The sequence below is a fragment of the Pseudomonas sp. F8002 genome (genome assembly GCF_013385495.1).
Classification (GTDB): Bacteria; Pseudomonadota; Gammaproteobacteria; order Pseudomonadales; family Pseudomonadaceae; genus Aquipseudomonas.
Genome location: NZ_JACAPW010000041.1, coordinates 1 through 17,504 on the forward strand (window position 1 = coordinate 1; position 17,504 = coordinate 17,504).

Annotated in this window: 18 protein-coding genes; 14 read left to right on the plus strand and 4 right to left on the minus strand. The window is 59.7% G+C overall.

The window, feature by feature from the left end; all coding sequences use genetic code 11:
• Window positions 1-101: 101 nt before the first annotated feature.
• Window positions 102-1,322 (minus strand): CaiB/BaiF CoA-transferase family protein, encoded by a 1,221-nt coding sequence (locus tag HX811_RS26880; RefSeq protein WP_177048198.1) that lies wholly within the window; start codon window positions 1,320-1,322, stop codon window positions 102-104.
• Between the two features lie 13 nt (window positions 1,323-1,335).
• The gene (locus HX811_RS26885) at window positions 1,336-2,517 is read right to left on the minus strand and encodes an acyl-CoA dehydrogenase (protein WP_003214743.1); all 1,182 of its coding nucleotides are present in this window, start codon (window positions 2,515-2,517) and stop codon (window positions 1,336-1,338) included.
• Window positions 2,518-2,674: 157 nt separating this feature from the next.
• Here HX811_RS26885 and HX811_RS26890 point away from each other — a divergent pair, with 157 nt between their 5' ends.
• Window positions 2,675-3,574 carry a LysR family transcriptional regulator gene (locus HX811_RS26890; protein ID WP_177048200.1) on the plus strand — a complete coding sequence of 300 codons (900 nt, stop codon included), beginning with the start codon at window positions 2,675-2,677 and terminating at the stop codon, window positions 3,572-3,574.
• A 248-nt stretch (window positions 3,575-3,822) separates the two neighbouring features.
• Here HX811_RS26890 and HX811_RS26895 read toward each other — a convergent pair whose 3' ends face one another.
• Window positions 3,823-4,029 carry a hypothetical protein gene (locus tag HX811_RS26895; protein WP_177048202.1) on the minus strand — a complete coding sequence of 69 codons (207 nt, stop codon included), beginning with the start codon at window positions 4,027-4,029 and terminating at the stop codon, window positions 3,823-3,825.
• Here HX811_RS26895 and HX811_RS26900 point away from each other — a divergent pair.
• The 10 genes from HX811_RS26900 (at window position 4,022) to HX811_RS26945 (ending at window position 12,770) form a co-directional block, all read left to right on the plus strand.
• Window positions 4,022-5,143: a Re/Si-specific NAD(P)(+) transhydrogenase subunit alpha gene (locus HX811_RS26900; RefSeq protein WP_003214747.1), complete on the plus strand. Its 1,122-nt coding sequence runs from the start codon at window positions 4,022-4,024 to the stop codon at window positions 5,141-5,143. The two genes, HX811_RS26895 and HX811_RS26900, sit on opposite strands and share 8 nt — an antisense overlap.
• Before the next feature lie 15 nt (window positions 5,144-5,158).
• Complete coding sequence (locus HX811_RS26905) at window positions 5,159-5,482, plus strand: NAD(P) transhydrogenase subunit alpha (protein ID WP_008439664.1); 324 nt, start codon at window positions 5,159-5,161, stop codon at window positions 5,480-5,482.
• On the plus strand, window positions 5,479-6,915 hold the full coding sequence (locus HX811_RS26910; protein ID WP_003214748.1) for an NAD(P)(+) transhydrogenase (Re/Si-specific) subunit beta: 1,437 nt from the start codon (window positions 5,479-5,481) through the stop codon (window positions 6,913-6,915). The genes HX811_RS26905 and HX811_RS26910 overlap by 4 nt, the downstream gene beginning before the upstream one ends.
• Before the next feature lie 179 nt (window positions 6,916-7,094).
• Window positions 7,095-8,588 carry an acetyl-CoA hydrolase/transferase family protein gene (locus tag HX811_RS26915; protein WP_177048204.1) on the plus strand — a complete coding sequence of 498 codons (1,494 nt, stop codon included), beginning with the start codon at window positions 7,095-7,097 and terminating at the stop codon, window positions 8,586-8,588.
• A 318-nt stretch (window positions 8,589-8,906) separates the two neighbouring features.
• Entirely contained in the window at window positions 8,907-9,122 is a 216-nt protein-coding gene (locus HX811_RS26920; RefSeq protein WP_003214752.1) for a DUF1127 domain-containing protein, read from the plus strand.
• A gap of 261 nt (window positions 9,123-9,383) precedes the next feature.
• Window positions 9,384-9,578 carry a DUF1127 domain-containing protein gene (locus HX811_RS26925; RefSeq protein ID WP_003214754.1) on the plus strand — a complete coding sequence of 65 codons (195 nt, stop codon included), beginning with the start codon at window positions 9,384-9,386 and terminating at the stop codon, window positions 9,576-9,578.
• Window positions 9,579-9,729: 151 nt separating this feature from the next.
• Complete coding sequence (locus tag HX811_RS26930; RefSeq protein WP_177022444.1) at window positions 9,730-10,050, plus strand: DUF2388 domain-containing protein; 321 nt, start codon at window positions 9,730-9,732, stop codon at window positions 10,048-10,050.
• Between the two features lie 106 nt (window positions 10,051-10,156).
• Complete coding sequence (locus HX811_RS26935) at window positions 10,157-10,465, plus strand: DUF2388 domain-containing protein (protein WP_003214758.1); 309 nt, start codon at window positions 10,157-10,159, stop codon at window positions 10,463-10,465.
• 26 nt (window positions 10,466-10,491) lie between these two features.
• A complete protein-coding gene (locus HX811_RS26940; protein WP_003214760.1) occupies window positions 10,492-10,812 on the plus strand; it encodes a DUF2388 domain-containing protein in 321 nt (106 codons plus the stop codon).
• Complete coding sequence (locus HX811_RS26945; protein ID WP_177008997.1) at window positions 10,809-12,770, plus strand: DUF4105 domain-containing protein; 1,962 nt, start codon at window positions 10,809-10,811, stop codon at window positions 12,768-12,770. The genes HX811_RS26940 and HX811_RS26945 overlap by 4 nt, the downstream gene beginning before the upstream one ends.
• Here HX811_RS26945 and HX811_RS26950 read toward each other — a convergent pair.
• Window positions 12,767-13,168 carry a GFA family protein gene (locus HX811_RS26950; protein ID WP_008439652.1) on the minus strand — a complete coding sequence of 134 codons (402 nt, stop codon included), beginning with the start codon at window positions 13,166-13,168 and terminating at the stop codon, window positions 12,767-12,769. The two genes, HX811_RS26945 and HX811_RS26950, sit on opposite strands and share 4 nt — an antisense overlap.
• 272 nt (window positions 13,169-13,440) lie before the next feature.
• Here HX811_RS26950 and HX811_RS26955 point away from each other — a divergent pair, with 272 nt between their 5' ends.
• The 3 genes from HX811_RS26955 (at window position 13,441) to HX811_RS26965 (ending at window position 17,454) form a co-directional block, all read left to right on the plus strand.
• Window positions 13,441-14,748 (plus strand): CitMHS family transporter, encoded by a 1,308-nt coding sequence (locus HX811_RS26955; protein ID WP_003214766.1) that lies wholly within the window; start codon window positions 13,441-13,443, stop codon window positions 14,746-14,748.
• Between the two features lie 65 nt (window positions 14,749-14,813).
• Window positions 14,814-15,581 (plus strand): TerC family protein, encoded by a 768-nt coding sequence (locus HX811_RS26960; protein ID WP_003214768.1) that lies wholly within the window; start codon window positions 14,814-14,816, stop codon window positions 15,579-15,581.
• Between the two features lie 214 nt (window positions 15,582-15,795).
• A complete protein-coding gene (locus HX811_RS26965; protein WP_003214770.1) occupies window positions 15,796-17,454 on the plus strand; it encodes a Na/Pi cotransporter family protein in 1,659 nt (552 codons plus the stop codon).
• Window positions 17,455-17,504 lie beyond the last annotated feature (50 nt).

The following is a 17,504-nucleotide window of genomic DNA, read 5'->3' on the forward strand; positions in this document are numbered from 1 at the left end:
CTTAATTCAGCTTTTCTATCAAATAGGCATTTCTGGCTAAAAACTGACCAACTTCCCTCTATATAGAGAGCCTCAACAACCCTCTATATAGAAGAGAAGCTTCAGATGATCCCGGCCTCCCTCAAAGCCGACACATTCGCTGGCGTCAAACCCAGCACTTGCTGCAGCACCTGATGGGTATGCTCACCCAACAGCGGAGGTGCGCTGCGGTATTCAACAGGCGTCTTGGACAGGCGCATAGGACTTGCCACCTGGGGCACAGTACCAGCCAACGCATGAGGCAACTGCATCGCCAACCCGCGCGCTTTTACCTGAGGATCGGCAAACACCTGCGCCAGGTCATTGATCGGGCCGCAAGGCACACCTACTCGCTCCAGCTGAGCTACCCATTCAGCCGTGCTCTTGAACACGGTAGCCTGACGGATCAACGGAATCAGCACCGCCCTGTTGGCCACTCGCAGCTTATTAGTTGCAAACCTAGGATCATCCGCCCACTGGGGCTGCCCAGCCACTTCGGCAAATTTGCGGAACTGCCCATCATTACCCACAGTAAGAATGAAATCGCCATCCGCCGTAGGAAAATCCTGATAGGGAACGATATTCGGATGAGCGTTACCCAGACGCCTTGGAGAGACGCCCGTCGTCAGGTAGTTCATCGCCTGATTAGCCAGACAAGCCACCTGCACATCCAGCAACGCCATATCGATATGCTGGCCGCCACCATCATGATCCCGGTGAGCCATGGCCGCCAGGATCGCAACTGTCGAGTAAAGCCCCGTAAGAATATCCGTCAGCGCCACGCCAACCTTAACCGGCCCGGCGCCGTCTTCACCCTCCGGGCGGCCAGTCAGGCTCATCAGCCCGCCAAGCCCCTGGATCATGAAGTCGTAGCCCGCCCGCGTCGCATAGGGCCCGGTTTGACCAAACCCGGTAATCGAGCAGTAGATCAACTCCGGATTGATCTCCTTGAGCGACTCATAGTCCAACCCATAGGCCGCCAAGCCGCCTACCTTGAAGTTCTCGATCAGGATGTCGGACTTCGCCGCCAGGTCACGCACCAGTTTCTGGCCCTCCGGCCGCGTGAAGTCGATCGTCACCGATTCCTTGTTGCGATTGGCAGACAGGTAATACGCCGCCTCAGTGGTGTTTTCCCCATACGCATCCTTGAGGAAGGGTGGCCCCCAGGCACGAGTGTCGTCGCCATTCCCGGGCCGCTCGACCTTGATCACTTCAGCGCCAAGGTCTGCAAGTATCTGCCCGGCCCAAGGGCCCGCCAGCACTCGCGACAAATCCAGTACCCGCAGGTGCGAAAGCGCGCCCATGGTCGTTCTCCTATTAATAGAACGCCTGAATACCGGTTTGCGCTCGCCCCAGGATCAATGCATGCACGTCGTGAGTACCCTCATAGGTATTCACCACTTCAAGGTTGACCAGGTGGCGGGCAATGCCGAACTCATCCGAGATGCCGTTACCACCGAGCATGTCACGCGCCATCCGGGCAATGTCGAGCGACTTGCCACACGAGTTACGCTTCATGATCGAGGTGATTTCCACAGCCGCAGTGCCCTCATCCTTCATACGACCCAACCGCAGGCATCCTTGCAGCGCCAGGGTGATTTCAGTCTGCATGTCTGCAAGCTTCTTCTGGATCAGTTGAGTGGCCGCCAAAGGCCGCCCGAACTGCTGGCGATCAAGGGTGTACTGACGCGCGGTATGCCAGCAGAACTCCGCGGCCCCCAAGGCACCCCACGAGATCCCGTAGCGTGCCGAGTTAAGGCAAGTGAACGGTCCTTTCAGGCCACGCACATCCGGGAAGATGTTCTCTTCAGGAACAAACACGTTATCCATGACGATTTCACCGGTGATCGAGGCGCGCAATCCGACCTTGCCGTGGATCGCCGGAGCACTCAGGCCTTTCCAACCCTTTTCCAGAACGAAGCCGCGAATGTCGCCCGCATCGTCCTTGCCCCACACCACGAACACATCCGCAATCGGGCTGTTGGTAATCCACATCTTGCTGCCAGTGAGGCTGTAGCCGCCATCCACTTTGCGCGCGCGGGTAATCATCGCGCCCGGGTCGGAACCATGGTTAGGCTCGGTCAGGCCAAAGCAGCCAATCCATTCACCAGAGGCCAGCTTCGGCAGGTATTTCTGCTTTTGCGCTTCGGTACCGAATTCATTGATAGGCACCATCACCAGTGAGGACTGCACACTCATCATCGAACGGTAGCCAGAGTCCACACGCTCTACTTCACGAGCGATCAGGCCATAGCTGACGTAGTTCAATCCACTGCCACCGTACTGCTCTGGAATCATCGCCCCCAGCAGGCCGGTCTCACCCATTTCGCGGAAGATCGCAGGGTCAGTCTTTTCATGGCGGAAGGCTTCGAGAACACGGGGCGCCAGCTTGTCCTGGGCGAACTGTTGGGCACTGTCGCGCACCATGCGTTCTTCTTCGGTGAGCTGTGAATCCAGCAGCAGTGGATCGATCCAGTTGAAGCTTGCCTTACCGCCCATGAGTGAGTCCTCGCGAAGTAAATCAAAAGTCGTGCATGGAGCCTAGGCCGGGCAGGCGAGGAGGGCAAACGAGGATTTTGCATAGCCTTGTGCTAATTTCTCACTCCGTAACATTCAAAAGCGGCATAGATGCTCTTTACTTGTGAGGTCACGGTACATGCGCAGAAAGATTCCCAGCACCACAGCGCTGGTCAGTTTCGAGGCTGCAGCCCGCCACGAGAGCTTTACCAAGGCGGCACAGGAGCTTTCGATCACCCAGGGCGCAATCTGCCGACAAATCGCCAGTCTTGAGGAGTTTTTAAGTGTCGAGCTGTTTCGACGCTCGCGCCGGGGCGTGAAACTGACAGAAGCAGGGCTTTCCTACAGTCGCCGGGTGGCTACGCAACTTGACGCCGTGGAACGCGACACCCTTTCGATCATGGGACAGCAGGGCACCAACGTTATTGAACTGGCGGTGGTCCCGACCTTCGGCACCCAATGGCTGATCCCGCGCCTCAAGGACTTTCAGCACCAGCATCCCGAAGTCACCGTCAACCTGACCAACCGCACACGGCCTTTCCTGTTCGCCGATACCGAATTCGACGCGGCAATCTACTTTGGCGATGCCGACTGGTCCGGTACCGAATCCCACAAACTGATGGGAGAAAACCCGCTCCCGGTATGCAGCCCGCGCTTGCTGGACGGTCGCACGCACTTCACTGCACACGAAATCGCCGAACTGCCCCTGCTGCAACAAACCACTCGACCCTATGCCTGGCGCCAGTGGTTCAACGCGCAACAGCTGGACATACCCCGCGACATGACAGGCCCGCGTTACGAGCTATTCTCCATGTTGTCCCAGGCAGCCATGCACGATATGGGCATTGCACTGATACCGCCGTTCCTTATTCAAAGGGAACTGAGCGATGGGCACTTGGTGATTGCCAGCCCTCAGGTACTGGCGAGCTCAAAGGCTTACTACCTGATGATTCCAGAGAGAAAGGTCGAATCAGCTTCTCTGCATGCGTTCAGGGACTGGCTGATTGATCAGTCGCATCGTTACAACCCCAACAGCTAAAGGGTCTTCGTCAATTTATTAACTTTGTAGTCAACAAAATAAAATACCTACATATGTATATATATGTCGCAATTTAGAAGACCGCATCTTTTGACCCTGAAATGGCCTTTAAGCCATGTAGGTATTGGCCTGTAGCCATAAAATTGCAGCGATGCCCAAGCATTCACGTCGGCGATGGAGAAGCGCTGATATTTCGGTAAAAACTCTTTAATCTCCTGTATTTAAACGACTTTAATCTATCCATTGCGTCAATCGGTCACGGGGTGACTTGTAGTTAATTTTTCGTCACCCGTCATAATCTCTTGAAGGCCGTAAAGTTCGCCTGCAAAATGCCGCGCCCCGCTGTATTTCAGCGGGATCGTGCTGATCGGCCGCCCAGATTCGCCTGTCGTGGCGCACTGGCCTTTTACAAAAATCAAAGCAAAAAGATCATGCAGGAGATTTGACGTGCACATTGGTGTTCCTCTCGAAACCCAGACCGGTGAAACGCGGGTGGCTGCCACCCCGGAAACCATCAAGAAGCTGATCGGCCAGGGCCACAAGGTCACTGTGCAAAGCGGGGCAGGCATCAATGCCAGTGTCGTCGACAGTGCCTATGAAGCGGCAGGCGCAACCATTGGCAACGCCAGTGATGCATTCGGCGCCGAGCTGATCCTCAAGGTAGTCGCCCCCAATGACAGCGAACTGACGCTGATCAAAAGCGGCGCAGTGCTGGTGGGCATGCTCAATCCGTTCAGCAACGAAACCATCACTCGACTGGCCGAGCATGGCATCACGGCCTTTGCCCTTGAGGCCGCGCCGCGCACCTCCCGCGCACAGAGCCTGGATGTGCTTTCTTCCCAGGCAAACATTGCCGGCTACAAGGCTGTACTGCTCGCCGCCCATCACTACCCACGCTTCATGCCAATGCTGATGACCGCCGCCGGTACGGTGAAAGCCGCTCGCGTGCTGATTCTTGGAGCTGGTGTAGCAGGGCTGCAGGCGATCGCTACCGCGAAACGCCTGGGTGCGGTCATCGAAGCGTCCGACGTGCGTCCGGCGGTAAAGGAACAGATCGAATCCCTGGGCGCCAAGTTCGTCGACGTGCCATACGAAACTGATGAAGAACGTGAATGCGCGGTTGGCGTGGGCGGTTACGCGCGCCCAATGCCAACAAGCTGGATGCAGCGCCAGGCCCTGGCCGTGCATGAACGTGCCAAGCAAGCCGACATCGTCATCACCACCGCATTGATTCCGGGTCGCAAGGCACCGACCCTGCTCAGCGCCGAGACCGTCGCTCAGATGAAGCCAGGCTCGGTGGTCATCGACCTCGCCGCAGCCCAGGGCGGCAACTGCCCGCTGACCGTGGCAGACCAGGTGGTCGTGGAAAACGGTGTGACCATCTGCGGCCCGACCAACCTGGCCGGCGCCGTCGCCGCCGATGCCTCGGCGCTGTACGCACGCAACCTGCTGGACTTCCTGAAGCTGGTCTTCACCAAGGAAGGGCAGTTTGAAATCAACCTCGAAGACGACATCGTCGCCGCGTGCCTGATGTGCCGCGACGGCCAAGTCATCCGCAAAAACGCCTAAGCAGGGATTCAGACGATGGAAGAGCTTATTTCCCCCGGTATCTACAACCTGATCATCTTCGTGCTGGCGATTTATGTCGGTTATCACGTGGTCTGGAACGTCACCCCGGCCCTGCACACCCCGCTGATGGCCGTGACCAACGCAATTTCGGCGATCGTGATCGTCGGCGCCATGCTGGCAGCCGCACTCACCGTGACACCGCTGGGCAAGACCATGGGCACCCTGGCCGTAGCCCTCGCGGCGGTCAACGTGTTCGGTGGCTTCCTGGTTACCCGCAGGATGCTTGAGATGTTCAAGAAGAAAGCCCCGAAAGCAAAAGAAGAGGCGCCATCGTCATGAGCATGAATCTGGTCACGACGCTCTACCTGATCGCGTCGATCTGCTTTATCCAGGCCCTTAAAGGCCTGTCACACCCGACGACGTCCCGGCGCGGCAACCTGTTCGGCATGCTCGGCATGGCGCTGGCAGTGCTCACCACCGTGGGCCTCATCTATAAGCTCGGCGCCGAGCTGGCCACTGCCGGAATTGGCTACGTCATCGTTGGCCTGCTGGTCGGCGGCACCGCCGGCTCGATCATGGCCAAGCGCGTGGAAATGACCAAGATGCCGGAGCTGGTGGCGTTCATGCACAGCATGATCGGCCTGGCTGCAGTGTTTATCGCCATCGCCGCAGTCGTGGAACCACAGTCGCTGGGTATCGTGAAACACCTGGGGGATTCGATCCCCGCCGGTAACCGCCTGGAGTTGTTCCTCGGTGCAGCCATCGGTGCAATTACGTTCTCCGGCTCGGTCATCGCCTTCGGCAAGCTGTCGGGTAAGTACAAGTTCCGCCTGTTTCAGGGCGCACCGGTACAGTTCGGCGGTCAGCACAAGCTGAACCTGGTGCTGGGGCTGTTGACGCTGGGCCTGGGCCTGGCCTTCATGTTCACCGGCAACCTCAGCGCCTTCGCATTGATGCTGGCCCTGGCGTTCGTGCTGGGCGTGCTGATCATTATCCCGATTGGCGGCGCGGACATGCCGGTGGTCGTCTCGATGCTCAACAGCTACTCCGGCTGGGCTGCGGCGGGGATCGGCTTCTCGCTGAACAACTCGATGCTGATCATCGCCGGTTCGCTGGTGGGTTCAAGCGGTGCGATCCTGTCGTACATCATGTGCAAGGCGATGAACCGCTCCTTCTTTAATGTATTGCTCGGCGGTTTCGGCAACACGGCAGACGCCGCCGGCCCGGCCGGCTCGAAAGAAGCGCGCCCGGTGAAATCCGGCTCGGCTGACGATGCAACCTTCCTGCTGACCAACGCCGACACCGTAATCATCGTACCGGGCTACGGCCTGGCGGTGGCACGGGCACAACATGCGCTGAAAGAGCTGACCGAGAAGCTGACCCACCGCGGCGTGACCGTGAAGTACGCGATCCACCCGGTTGCAGGCCGTATGCCTGGTCACATGAACGTATTGCTGGCCGAGGCAGAAGTGCCTTACGACCAGGTATTCGAGATGGAAGACATCAACTCCGAGTTCGGCCAGGCCGACGTGGTGCTGGTGCTAGGCGCCAACGACGTGGTCAACCCGGCCGCCAAGAACGATCCCAAGTCCCCCATCGCGGGCATGCCGATCCTCGAAGCGTTCAAGGCCAAGACCATCATCGTCAACAAGCGCTCGATGGCCAGCGGCTATGCCGGCCTGGACAACGAACTGTTCTACCTGGACAAGACCATGATGGTCTTCGGCGACGCCAAGAAGGTCATCGAAGACATGGTCAAGGCCGTCGAATAAACACTGCGCCAGCGCAATACCCAAAACCCTGGCCTTTAGTAGGCTGGGGTTTTTTATTGCCGGTAAAAACCGACAAAAGGCTCTAAATCGCTGCCTGGCATTCGACCATGGTAGCGGGACGAAATTTTTTGAAATCACTAGACTGCGCATCTTGCTTCCGTAGCCCGAGATAACAATCCATGTACCGTGATCGTATCCGCTTGCCTTCGTTGTTGAACAAGGTCATGAGCGCGGCTGACGCTGCCGCACTGATCCAGGACGGCATGACCGTCGGCATGAGCGGCTTCACCCGCGCCGGTGAGGCCAAGGCCGTGCCCCACGCCTTGGCCGAACGCGCCAAGACATCACCGCTGAAAATTACCCTGATGACCGGCGCCAGCCTGGGCAACGACCTGGACAAGCAACTGACCGAAGCCGGTGTACTGTCGCGACGCATGCCATTCCAGGTAGATAGCACCCTGCGCAAGGCGATCAACGCCGGCGAGGTGATGTTTATCGACCAGCATTTGTCGGAAACCGTCGAGCAGCTGCGCAACAATCAGCTCAAGCTACCGGACATCGCGGTGATCGAAGCCGTAGCGATCACCGAGCAAGGCCACATTGTGCCAACCACTTCCGTGGGCAACTCCGCCAGTTTCGCGATTTTCGCCAAGCAGGTGATCGTCGAGATCAACATGGCGCATAACCCGAACCTGGAAGGCCTGCACGACATCTATATCCCGAGCTATCGCCCGACCCGCACGCCAATTCCGCTGGTGGCCGTGGACGACCGTATCGGCAGCACCGCGATTCCGATTCCGCCGGAGAAGATCGTCGCGATCGTCATCACCAATCAGGCGGATTCGGCCTCCACCGTGACGCCGCCCGACAGCGACACCCAGTCGATCGCCAATCACCTGATCAACTTCCTTAGAGAAGAAGTCGACGCCGGACGCATGACCAACAAGCTCGGCCCACTGCAGGCAGGCATCGGCAACATTGCCAATGCGGTGATGTGCGGTTTGATCGAGTCGCCCTTCGAAGACCTGACGATGTATTCGGAAGTCCTCCAGGATTCCACATTCGACCTGATCGACGCAGGCAAGCTGAGCTTTGCCTCAGGCAGTTCGATCACATTGTCGGAACGGCGCAACGCCGACGTGTTCGGCAACCTGGAGCGCTACAAAGACAAATTGGTGCTGCGGCCCCAGGAAATCTCCAATCACCCGGAAGTGGTGCGGCGCCTGGGCATCATCGGCATTAACACCGCGCTGGAGTTCGACATCTATGGCAACGTCAACTCCACCCACGTCTGCGGCACCCGGATGATGAACGGAATTGGCGGCTCGGGCGACTTTGCGCGCAACGCGCACCTGGCGATCTTTGTCACCAAGTCGATTGCCAAGGCCGGCGCGATTTCCAGCGTGGTGCCAATGGTCAGCCATGTGGACCATACCGAGCATGACGTCGACATCCTCGTGACCGAGGTCGGCCTGGCGGACCTGCGGGGCCTGGCGCCGCGGGAGCGGGCTCGGGTCATCATCGACAACTGTGTGCACCCGGCGTACCGCGATGCCCTGAACACCTACTTCACCCAAGCCTGTGTGCTGGGCGGGCACACCCCGCATATCCTGCGAGAAGCACTGAGTTGGCACATCAACCTGGAAGAAACCGGGCATATGCTGAAGGCGTGATTGATACAGATTCGGGCTGATGCAAACACAGTTTCATCAGCCCGAGCTTCCGAGCCCAACTTTTATAAAAAACTGTACTGCTGTACCGGTCATTTCCTACCGAAATATCCTACCTCGAACTCCATAAACGCCTAAAACGCACCATAAAAGTGCCGACAGGTACAGTTGCCCCAATTTCGTACAGTACAGCCCCTATAAACAGTTAACTGGCCCCTCACAATACAGGTGAACTGTATCTAGAGAGTCTTGCGCGGGAGGAGGATCATTGGCACCAGTTAAACCACTACCTAATCCCGCCACAAGCGGAAGGATGTCATCATGGAACGTACACTCAGTTCCGATCTGTTCTTCGAAGAAAAAGCTGTAAACACCCAGGCTTCCCTGCCTCTGCGCGTTCTCGCCAACCTGATGTTGTGGCAGCGCCGCATCTCCAGCCGCCATCAACTGGCTCGTCTGGATTCGCGTCTGCTGGCTGACGCCGGTATCAGCGAAGCACAACGCTACGAAGAGCTGAGCAAGCCGTTCTGGCGCTAATTAGCGTCCGCTGGCCCTGACCCACCGGGTCCACCGCCAGCACTCCGAATTGTTAAAGCAGAACCCGCCCCGGGTAACCGGCGGCGGGTTCTGCTGTTTCTGGGGTTTGGATTTTCAATGGCGAAAACAGTCGGCTTTCTACAGACCGATACAGTTTAAAAAACATAACAATTAAGCAGTACAATTTAACCCGCGTGTATCTGTACCGGTAGCACCCTCCAGCCCAAGATGTGTTCCAGGACCTCATGAAAGGCGCGCGTCATGAATACCAAAAACCAGCAACACCCTCGGTTGATACAGCTACTCAAGCGCACCGCTGCAGCACTCGTCTGCTGGGGGCAACGGGCCCGCACACGCAGGCTGCTGGCTCAACTGGATCCGCGGGAATTGTCCGATGCGGGTATCAGTCACGGCGACCGGGCATCTGAGCTGGCCAAATCGTTCTGGCGCGAGTAATCACCGCAGGAAGCTATCCGAACAGATAAGCGGCGGCTAATATCCGGCTACCACGTGGCGAACCCTGTAGAACGGGCGTCTGATGCCCATGGTCTCGCTGCTCAAGCAGTAGCTTTGTGCCACCCTTTCGTTCATTTACAGGAGTCACCCCATGTCCCGTCTTCACCTGCTGAGCGCTGCAGCCCTGCTGGCCCTGGCTGCCAATGCCAACGCCTCCAGCCTGATCGTGACCACGGATTCGATCGTCGGCGCACTGAAAGCCACCTCAGACGCCACCTCCGATGCCACTTCCTCCCTGCGTGACAACAAGGTCGTACGTGCCGCCCGTGACGACGCCGCCAGCTTCGTTGCCAGCGAAGGCGCCATCCGTGGCGTAAAACTGGAAAGCGCCCTGGCCCAGATCCGCCAACAGGCTCCACAACTGAATACCGCGACTGACACGCAACTGGCCCAGGCGATCCTGGCCATCTGACCGCAGGTGGGATAAAGGGGGCGCCAGGCGCTCCCCGAACCCTCCGCACTGGCTCTCGCCCGGGCATTGCGCTAGCCTTGGCGCTCGTTTTCAGTTGTCGAGTCCCATGGCTTTTTCATACCGCCTGTTGATCGCTCCCGTAGTGTTTTGCACCTGCTGGTCCACGCAAGCTCCGGCCTTTGACCTGTCCACCCAGAGCCTCGTTGTCAGTGCGTATGCCACCAGCAAAGTGACCTCCGCACCGTTCGACCATAAACTGATACTGGCCGCCCAGGATGACGCTGCCGCTTTCATTGCCACTGACGGCCAATGGCGGGGAGCCCGACTGGAATCAGCGCTGGATTATCTGCGCCGTACCCAGCCAAAACTTAACGCCAGTGACCTTGAACTGGCGCAAGCAATTCTCGTCCAATAATCATCTTTGTATTTCGGAGTCATTCCATGCGTAGCCCGCTGATCGCCGCCGCTCTCGGCCTGCTGTTGTTGGCCGGTGTTGCCCAGGCACAAACCCTGAAGGCCACCAGTAACATCATCGTCCGAGCCTCGGCCCGTACCATCGATTTCACCTCGGACACCACCACGTCCATCCGCGACTCCAAAGTCGTACGCGAAGCCCACGACGATGCCGCCAGTTTCGTCGCCAGCAATGGCGAGATTCGTGGCGCTCAACTGGAAGCCGCCTTCGACACCCTGCGAACCCGCGTGCCGGAAGCCCGCGACGCCAGCGACCAGGTTCTCGCCGAAGCTATCCTCTCTCTGTGAGGCGCGTTGCCGCCTGGCTACTGGCCGGCACCTTGCTGCTGGGCGCCAGCGCGGCTCAGGCCGCCCTGCAACTGCGGCTCAAGACCGATGGCTTGAGCCCGGCCCAGCAGCAGGCGAGCCAGGCATTGCTGGATGAAGCGATGCAGGCGTTGCCGCCGCGCTTCATCGAGCAACTGGACCGGACCATCGACGTCGGCTGGACCGACAAGATGCCCGAGAACGCCTACGGCCAGGCTTCGCTGGTGTCCGAACTGGACCTCAACAGCAACTTGCTGGAAAGCCTTACCGACGGCAGTGCCGCGACGCAAAAAACCAATCGCCCCCACGGCACCGTGCGCCGGGAAATGCTCGCCACCGTGCTGCATGAACTGACCCACATCTATGACCGTGCCCGCCTGTGGTCCAGCGCCGACCGCAAGCTGATCCAGCGTTGCAGCCGCCAGAACAACATCACCGGCCTGATCGGCCTGCCCGATCAATGCCGGGGCCAGAACGACCGCCGCTTTACCCTCAGCGATGACCCACGCCTGCTGGACCTCGCCGGGTGGCCGCAATACGTCGGCCGTCGCGGCGAACGTGAACAGAACAACCATCAGGTCGCCCGCAGCCCGGACATCTACGAAACCACCAGCCCGCTGGAATTCGTCGCCGTCAACATGGAGTACTTCCTCCTCGACCCGAGCTATGCCTGCCGCCGGCCTTCGCTGTACCGCTATTACAAGGAACACTTTGGCTGGGCACCGCCCGCCAAGGACACCTGTGCCAAAACCTACGCCTTCCTCAACGCCGGCAACGACTTCGCCAAGACTCCACTGGGCCAGGTCGACCCCGAGCGGGTCTACGAAATCGACTACCTGCTGGCCGAAGCCAACCAGAACCTCGTGAGTCGCTGGGGCCACAGCATGCTGCGCCTGGTGATCTGCGCCCCCGGCCGGCCACGGGGCCCGGACTGCCGCCTGGACCTGGACCAGCACCTGGTGTTGTCCTACCGCGCGTTTGTCGGTGACGTACAACTGTCGAGCTGGGACGGCCTGATCGGCAAATACCCGTCGCGGCTGTTCGTGCTGCCGCTGTCTCAGGTCATCGACGAGTACACCAAGACCGAGCTGCGCGGCCTGGCGTCGGTGCCGTTGAAGCTCACGCGCCAGGAGATCAACGACACCGTCGAACACGCCGCCGAAATGCACTGGAGCTACGACGGCAACTACTTCTTCATCTCCAACAACTGCGCAGTCGAGAGCCTGAAACTGTTACGCAGCGGCAGCGCCAACCCGCAGCTGACCGGCCTGGACAACATCACGCCCAATGGCCTGCTGGAAGTCCTCAAGGGCCGAGGCCTGGCCGATACCAGTGTGCTGGACGACAAAAAGCGCGCGCTGCGCCTCGGCTATCACTTCGACTCCTTCCGCGAGCGCTACCAGGCGATGTTCGAGGTGTTGAAAAAGCGTCTGCCGATCAAACAGGCTGAAGTGGAGGATTGGTTGTCACTGAGTGCCGAAGAGCGCCGCCCATGGTTCGCCGAAGCCGACCTGCGCGCCAGCGCCGCCTTGTTGCTGCTGGAACAGGCGAGCTTCCGCAAGCAGCTCATGCTGGCCCAGGATGAAGTCAAGCAACGCTACCTTGGCGCCCGCGAGCTGAAGAACGGCGGCATGGAAAAGGCCAACGCGACGTTGCAGCAGATCCTCGCCAACAGTGGCTTCCTCAGTCGCCCGGCAGAGCTGCTGGGCACCAGCGGTTACGGCTTGCCACAACCAACAGAATCCAAACGCCTGGAATCAGAGAGCGCCGCGCGCCAGAAGCAGTTGCAGTCGCTGACCGGCGATCTGGACAAAGAGGTGAGGGCGCTGCTGGAACCGGCCCGCGCGGCGGAGATTGCCGCATGTGAAGCCAACCTCAAGCAGCTAGGCGAGCACTTGCGCGCACTGCACAAGGCCTCCGGCGGGTTCGAACTGCCCTAGAGCGCTTCTCCGGCTTCTTCCGGTAGTTGCTCATCCAAGTGTAACCACGGCAATCGGCTCTCTACCCAGATGTGCCGATCTGCCGGGGCCAGCTCCGGGTGATCCAGGGTTGCGATGGTCACATCGATACTCTCGGCACTCAGTTGCGTTACCAGCGCCAAATGCGCCCCACAGTTAGAACAGAAATACCGCACGCATGTCGGCGAAGATTCGTACTGCGCCGGCGTTCCCGCCACCCAGGCGAACGCGGAACGGGGCAGGGTGATCCAGGTCGTCACCAAGCCGCCGCTGACCCGCCGGCAAATCGAACAGTGGCAGTGGGCAATATCCACCAACGCCCCGCTGAACTGATAACGCACCCGCCCGCAATGGCAGCCGCCTTGGTGTTGCTCATGCATGCTCTGTCTCCCACATCCTTATTTCATACAGGACCAGTCGTCCATTCAACGTAGCCCGTTTCTCAAGCGAAAGCTGGCTGAAAGCTTCCGGGACTAGGATCGCCCACCACTACCGGCAACAGACCGGTTGTTAACAACAACAATGGTGATTCCCGATGTCCGCCCGTACCCGCCTGTTTGCCCCGACTCCACCCGTACGCCTCGTGCCTTTCGTTCTGCGCTGACCCAACCGGTTCGCCATTCCCTAGCCGCGCTACGCCTGGAGTATTCCTATGCTGACTTTCCTTGGCTTTGCCATGGTCATCACGTTCATGTTCCTGATCATGACCAAGCGCCTGTCTGCGCTGATCGCCCTGATCATCGTACCGATCCTGTTCGCGCTGTTCGGCGGCTTTGCCCCGCAGATCGGCCCGATGATGCTCGCGGGCATCACCAAGCTTGCGCCGACCGGCGTAATGCTGATGTTTGCCATCCTCTATTTCGCCTTGATGATCGACTCCGGCCTGTTCGACCCGGCCGTGCGCAAGATCCTCAAGCTGGTCAAGGGCGACCCGCTGAAGGTCTCGGTCGGCACCGCCGTGCTGGCCCTGGTGGTATCACTGGACGGAGACGGCGCCACCACCTACATGATCTGCGTGGCCGCCATGCTGCCGCTGTACCAGCGCATCGGCATGAGCCCGCGGATCATGGCCGGCCTGATCATCCTCGCCGGTGGGGTGATGAACATGACCCCATGGGGTGGCCCGACCGCCCGCGCCGCCAGTGCATTGCACGTGGACCCATCGGATATTTTCGTCCCGATGATTCCAGCCATGGCCGCCGGCGTCGTCGCCATCCTGGTGATTGCCTATATGTACGGCAAGCGCGAACGGGCACGCCTGGGCGAGTTGCACCTGCAAGGCGATGAAATCGACCACAGCGAAATCAGCGTCTCGCAATACCCGGACGCCCGCCGTCCGAAACTGATCTGGTTCAACGGCGCACTGACCTTCGCCCTGATGTGCACCTTGATCGCCGGCCTGTTGCCACTGCCAGTACTGTTCATGGTGGCCTTCAGTATCGCGATGATCGTCAACTACCCGTGCCTGCAGATGCAGAAAGACCGGATCGCCGCCCATGCCGGCAGCGTCCTGGCGGTCACCGGCCTGATCTTCGCCGCCGGTATCTTCACCGGCATCCTGTCCGGTACCGGCATGGTCGATGCCATGTCCAAGAGCCTGCTGGCCGTCATCCCTGACGCGCTGGGGCCTTATCTGGCCGTGATCACCGCGCTGGTGAGCATGCCGTTTACCTTCTTCATGTCCAACGATGCCTTCTACTACGGCGTTCTGCCGGTACTGGCCGAAGCCGCCAGCCACTACGGCATCACTGCCGTGGAAATGGCCCGCGCCTCGATCGTTGGCCAGCCTGTGCACTTGTTGAGCCCACTGGTTCCATCGACCTACTTGCTGGTAGCCCTGGCGGGTATCGAATTTGGCGATCACCAGCGCTTCACCCTCAAGTGGGCGGTGCTGGTGTGCCTGTGCATAATGGTCGCCGCTTTGCTGATGGGGATTTTTCCGCTGTTCAGCACTCTATAATCGTACAACTCACTGCGCCGGCTCTTAAGGCTGGCGCGGTCTAACACTCGCTCAAAGGAATACACATGGAATGGCTGACCAATCCGGAAATCTGGATTGCCTTCTTCACCCTGACGGCCCTCGAGATCGTCCTGGGCATCGATAACATCATCATGATTTCGATCCTGGTCAGCCGCATGCCCAAGCACATGCAGGCGCGTACCCGGATCTTCGGCCTGGCGCTGGCGATGGTCACGCGGATCCTGTTGCTGCTGTCGATCACTTGGGTCATGCGCCTCACCGACGATCTGTTCGTGGTGTTCGGCCAAGGCATTTCCGGCCGCGACCTGATCCTGTTCTTCGGTGGCCTGTTCCTGCTGTGGAAAAGCTCCCAGGAGATGTACCACGCCCTGGAAGGTGAAGACGAAACCCACGACGAGCCGAAGGGCGCCGGTGGCAAGTTCATCTACACCATCATCCAGATCGCGATCATCGACATCGTGTTCTCCCTGGACTCGGTGATTACCGCCGTTGGTATGGTTTCCCACGTACCGGTGATGGTGGCCGCGATCATCGTCGCCGTACTCGTGATGATGCTGGCCGCCGGCACCATCAGCGATTTCATCGACAAACACCCGTCGCTGAAGATGCTGGCGCTGTCGTTCCTGCTGGTGGTAGGTACCGTGCTGATCGCCGAAGCCTTCGACGTTCACGTGCCAAAAGGCTACGTTTACTTCGCCATGGCGTTCTCCCTGGCGGTTGAAGCGGTGAACATCAAGATGCGTACCGCCATCGCGAAAAAGAAGAAACAGCAGGACCCTGTGAAACTGCGCAAGGACATTCCGGGTCAATAACCTGGACCCGCTGCTGAAAAAGGGGCTTTAGAGCCCCTTTTTTTCATCTGCAAAAAGCTGATTTCATGACAGTTTTGTTTCAATCCCGACTTTAGCTATGCGATGCTGGCGCCGAGCCCATTCGCCAACTACAGCTTAAGTACAAGACGTAGAACGGCACGCGGCACTATTCACTTGCTCCGATTGGAGCACGACTCAACACAGGGGGCCCAGCATGCTGACCCTGCTCAATCTGCTTTCCGCGGTAACCCTGCTGATCTGGGGCACGCACATCGTCCGTACCGGCATCCTGCGGGTCTACGGCTCCAATTTGCGCCAGGTCATCGGGCAGAACATGTCCAAGCGCTGGCTGGCGTTTATCGCCGGCATCCTGGTGACGGCCATGGTGCAAAGCAGCAACGCCACGGCGATGCTGGTGACTTCGTTTGTCGGCCAGGGCCTGATGGGCCTGATGCCCGCCCTGGCGACCATGCTCGGTGCCGACGTCGGTACCGCGCTGATGGCCCGGGTGCTGACCTTTGACCTGTCGTGGCTGTCGCCGCTGTTGATTTTCCTCGGGGTGATTTTCTTCCTGTCGCGCAAACAGACACGCGCCGGGCAGATGGGCCGTGTCGGGATCGGCCTCGGGCTGATCATCCTTGCGCTGCAACTGATCGTCGAAGCCGCGGGCCCGATCACCCACGCGCAGGGCGTCAAGGTCCTGTTCGCCTCGCTGACCGGCGACATCTTGCTCGATGCCCTGGTCGGCGCACTGTTCGCGATGATTTCCTACTCCAGCCTGGCCGCCGTCCTGCTGACCGCGACCCTCGCCGGTGCCGGCGTGATCGGCCTGCACGTGGCCATCGGCCTGGTGATCGGCGCCAACATCGGCAGCGGCGTGCTGGCCTTCCTCAGCACCAGCATGCAGAACGCCGCCGGGCGCCAGGTGGCCCTGGGCAGCCTGCTGTACAAGCTGATCGGCTTGCTGCTGATCATCCCGGTACTCGACCCGCTGGTCGGCTGGATGGATAACCTGGACTACAGCGCCCAAGGCATGGTGATCACCTTCCACCTGCTCTATAACGTTATTCGCTGCCTGATCCTGCTGCCCACCATCGGCCCGATGTCCCGCTTGTGCGCCTGGTTGCTCCCGGAACGCGAAGAGGTCAACGGCCTGGCCAAGCCGCGCCACCTGGACCTGGCAGCACTCGCCACCCCAAGCCTGGCACTGGCCAACGCCGCCCGCGAAACCCTGCGCCTGGGCGACCTGATCGACAACATGCTGACCTCGATGCTGGAGGTGCTGCGCGGGAAGCAAACCGCCATCACCCAGGAAATGCGCAGCCTGAGCGACGATGTCGAGGCGCTCTACAGCGCGATCAAGCTCTACCTCGCGCAAATGCCCCGGGAAGACCTCAGCGAACAGGACAGCCGACGCTGGGCCGAGATCATCGAACTGTCGATCAACCTGAAACTGGCCGGCGACCTGATCGAACGCATGCTGCGCAAGGTCCAGCAGCAAAAGACCTCCCAGCGCCGCTCATTCTCCGAAGTCGGCCTGGAGGAACTCGCGGGCCTGCAAACCCAACTGATCGCCAACCTGCGCCTGGGGCTCTCGGTGTTCCTCAGTGCCGACCCGGAAAGCGCCCGGCAACTGCTGCGGGAAAAGCGCCGCTTCCGCGCCCAGGAGCGTCGCCTGGCCCACGCCCACGTCAGCCGCTTGCAACGTAAAATCGTACAGAGCCTGGAGACCAGTTCCCTGCACCTGGAGCTGATTGCCGACATGAAGCGTCTCAACTCGCTGTTCTGCAGCAGCGCTTATGTGGTGCTGGAAACCACCGACACCGGCGCCCTCTCGGCGGACGATATTGCCGACATCACCCATTCGCCCTGAACGTACGACGGCGAGTGAAGTCAGTTAACAACGGACCTCACTCGCCAGGA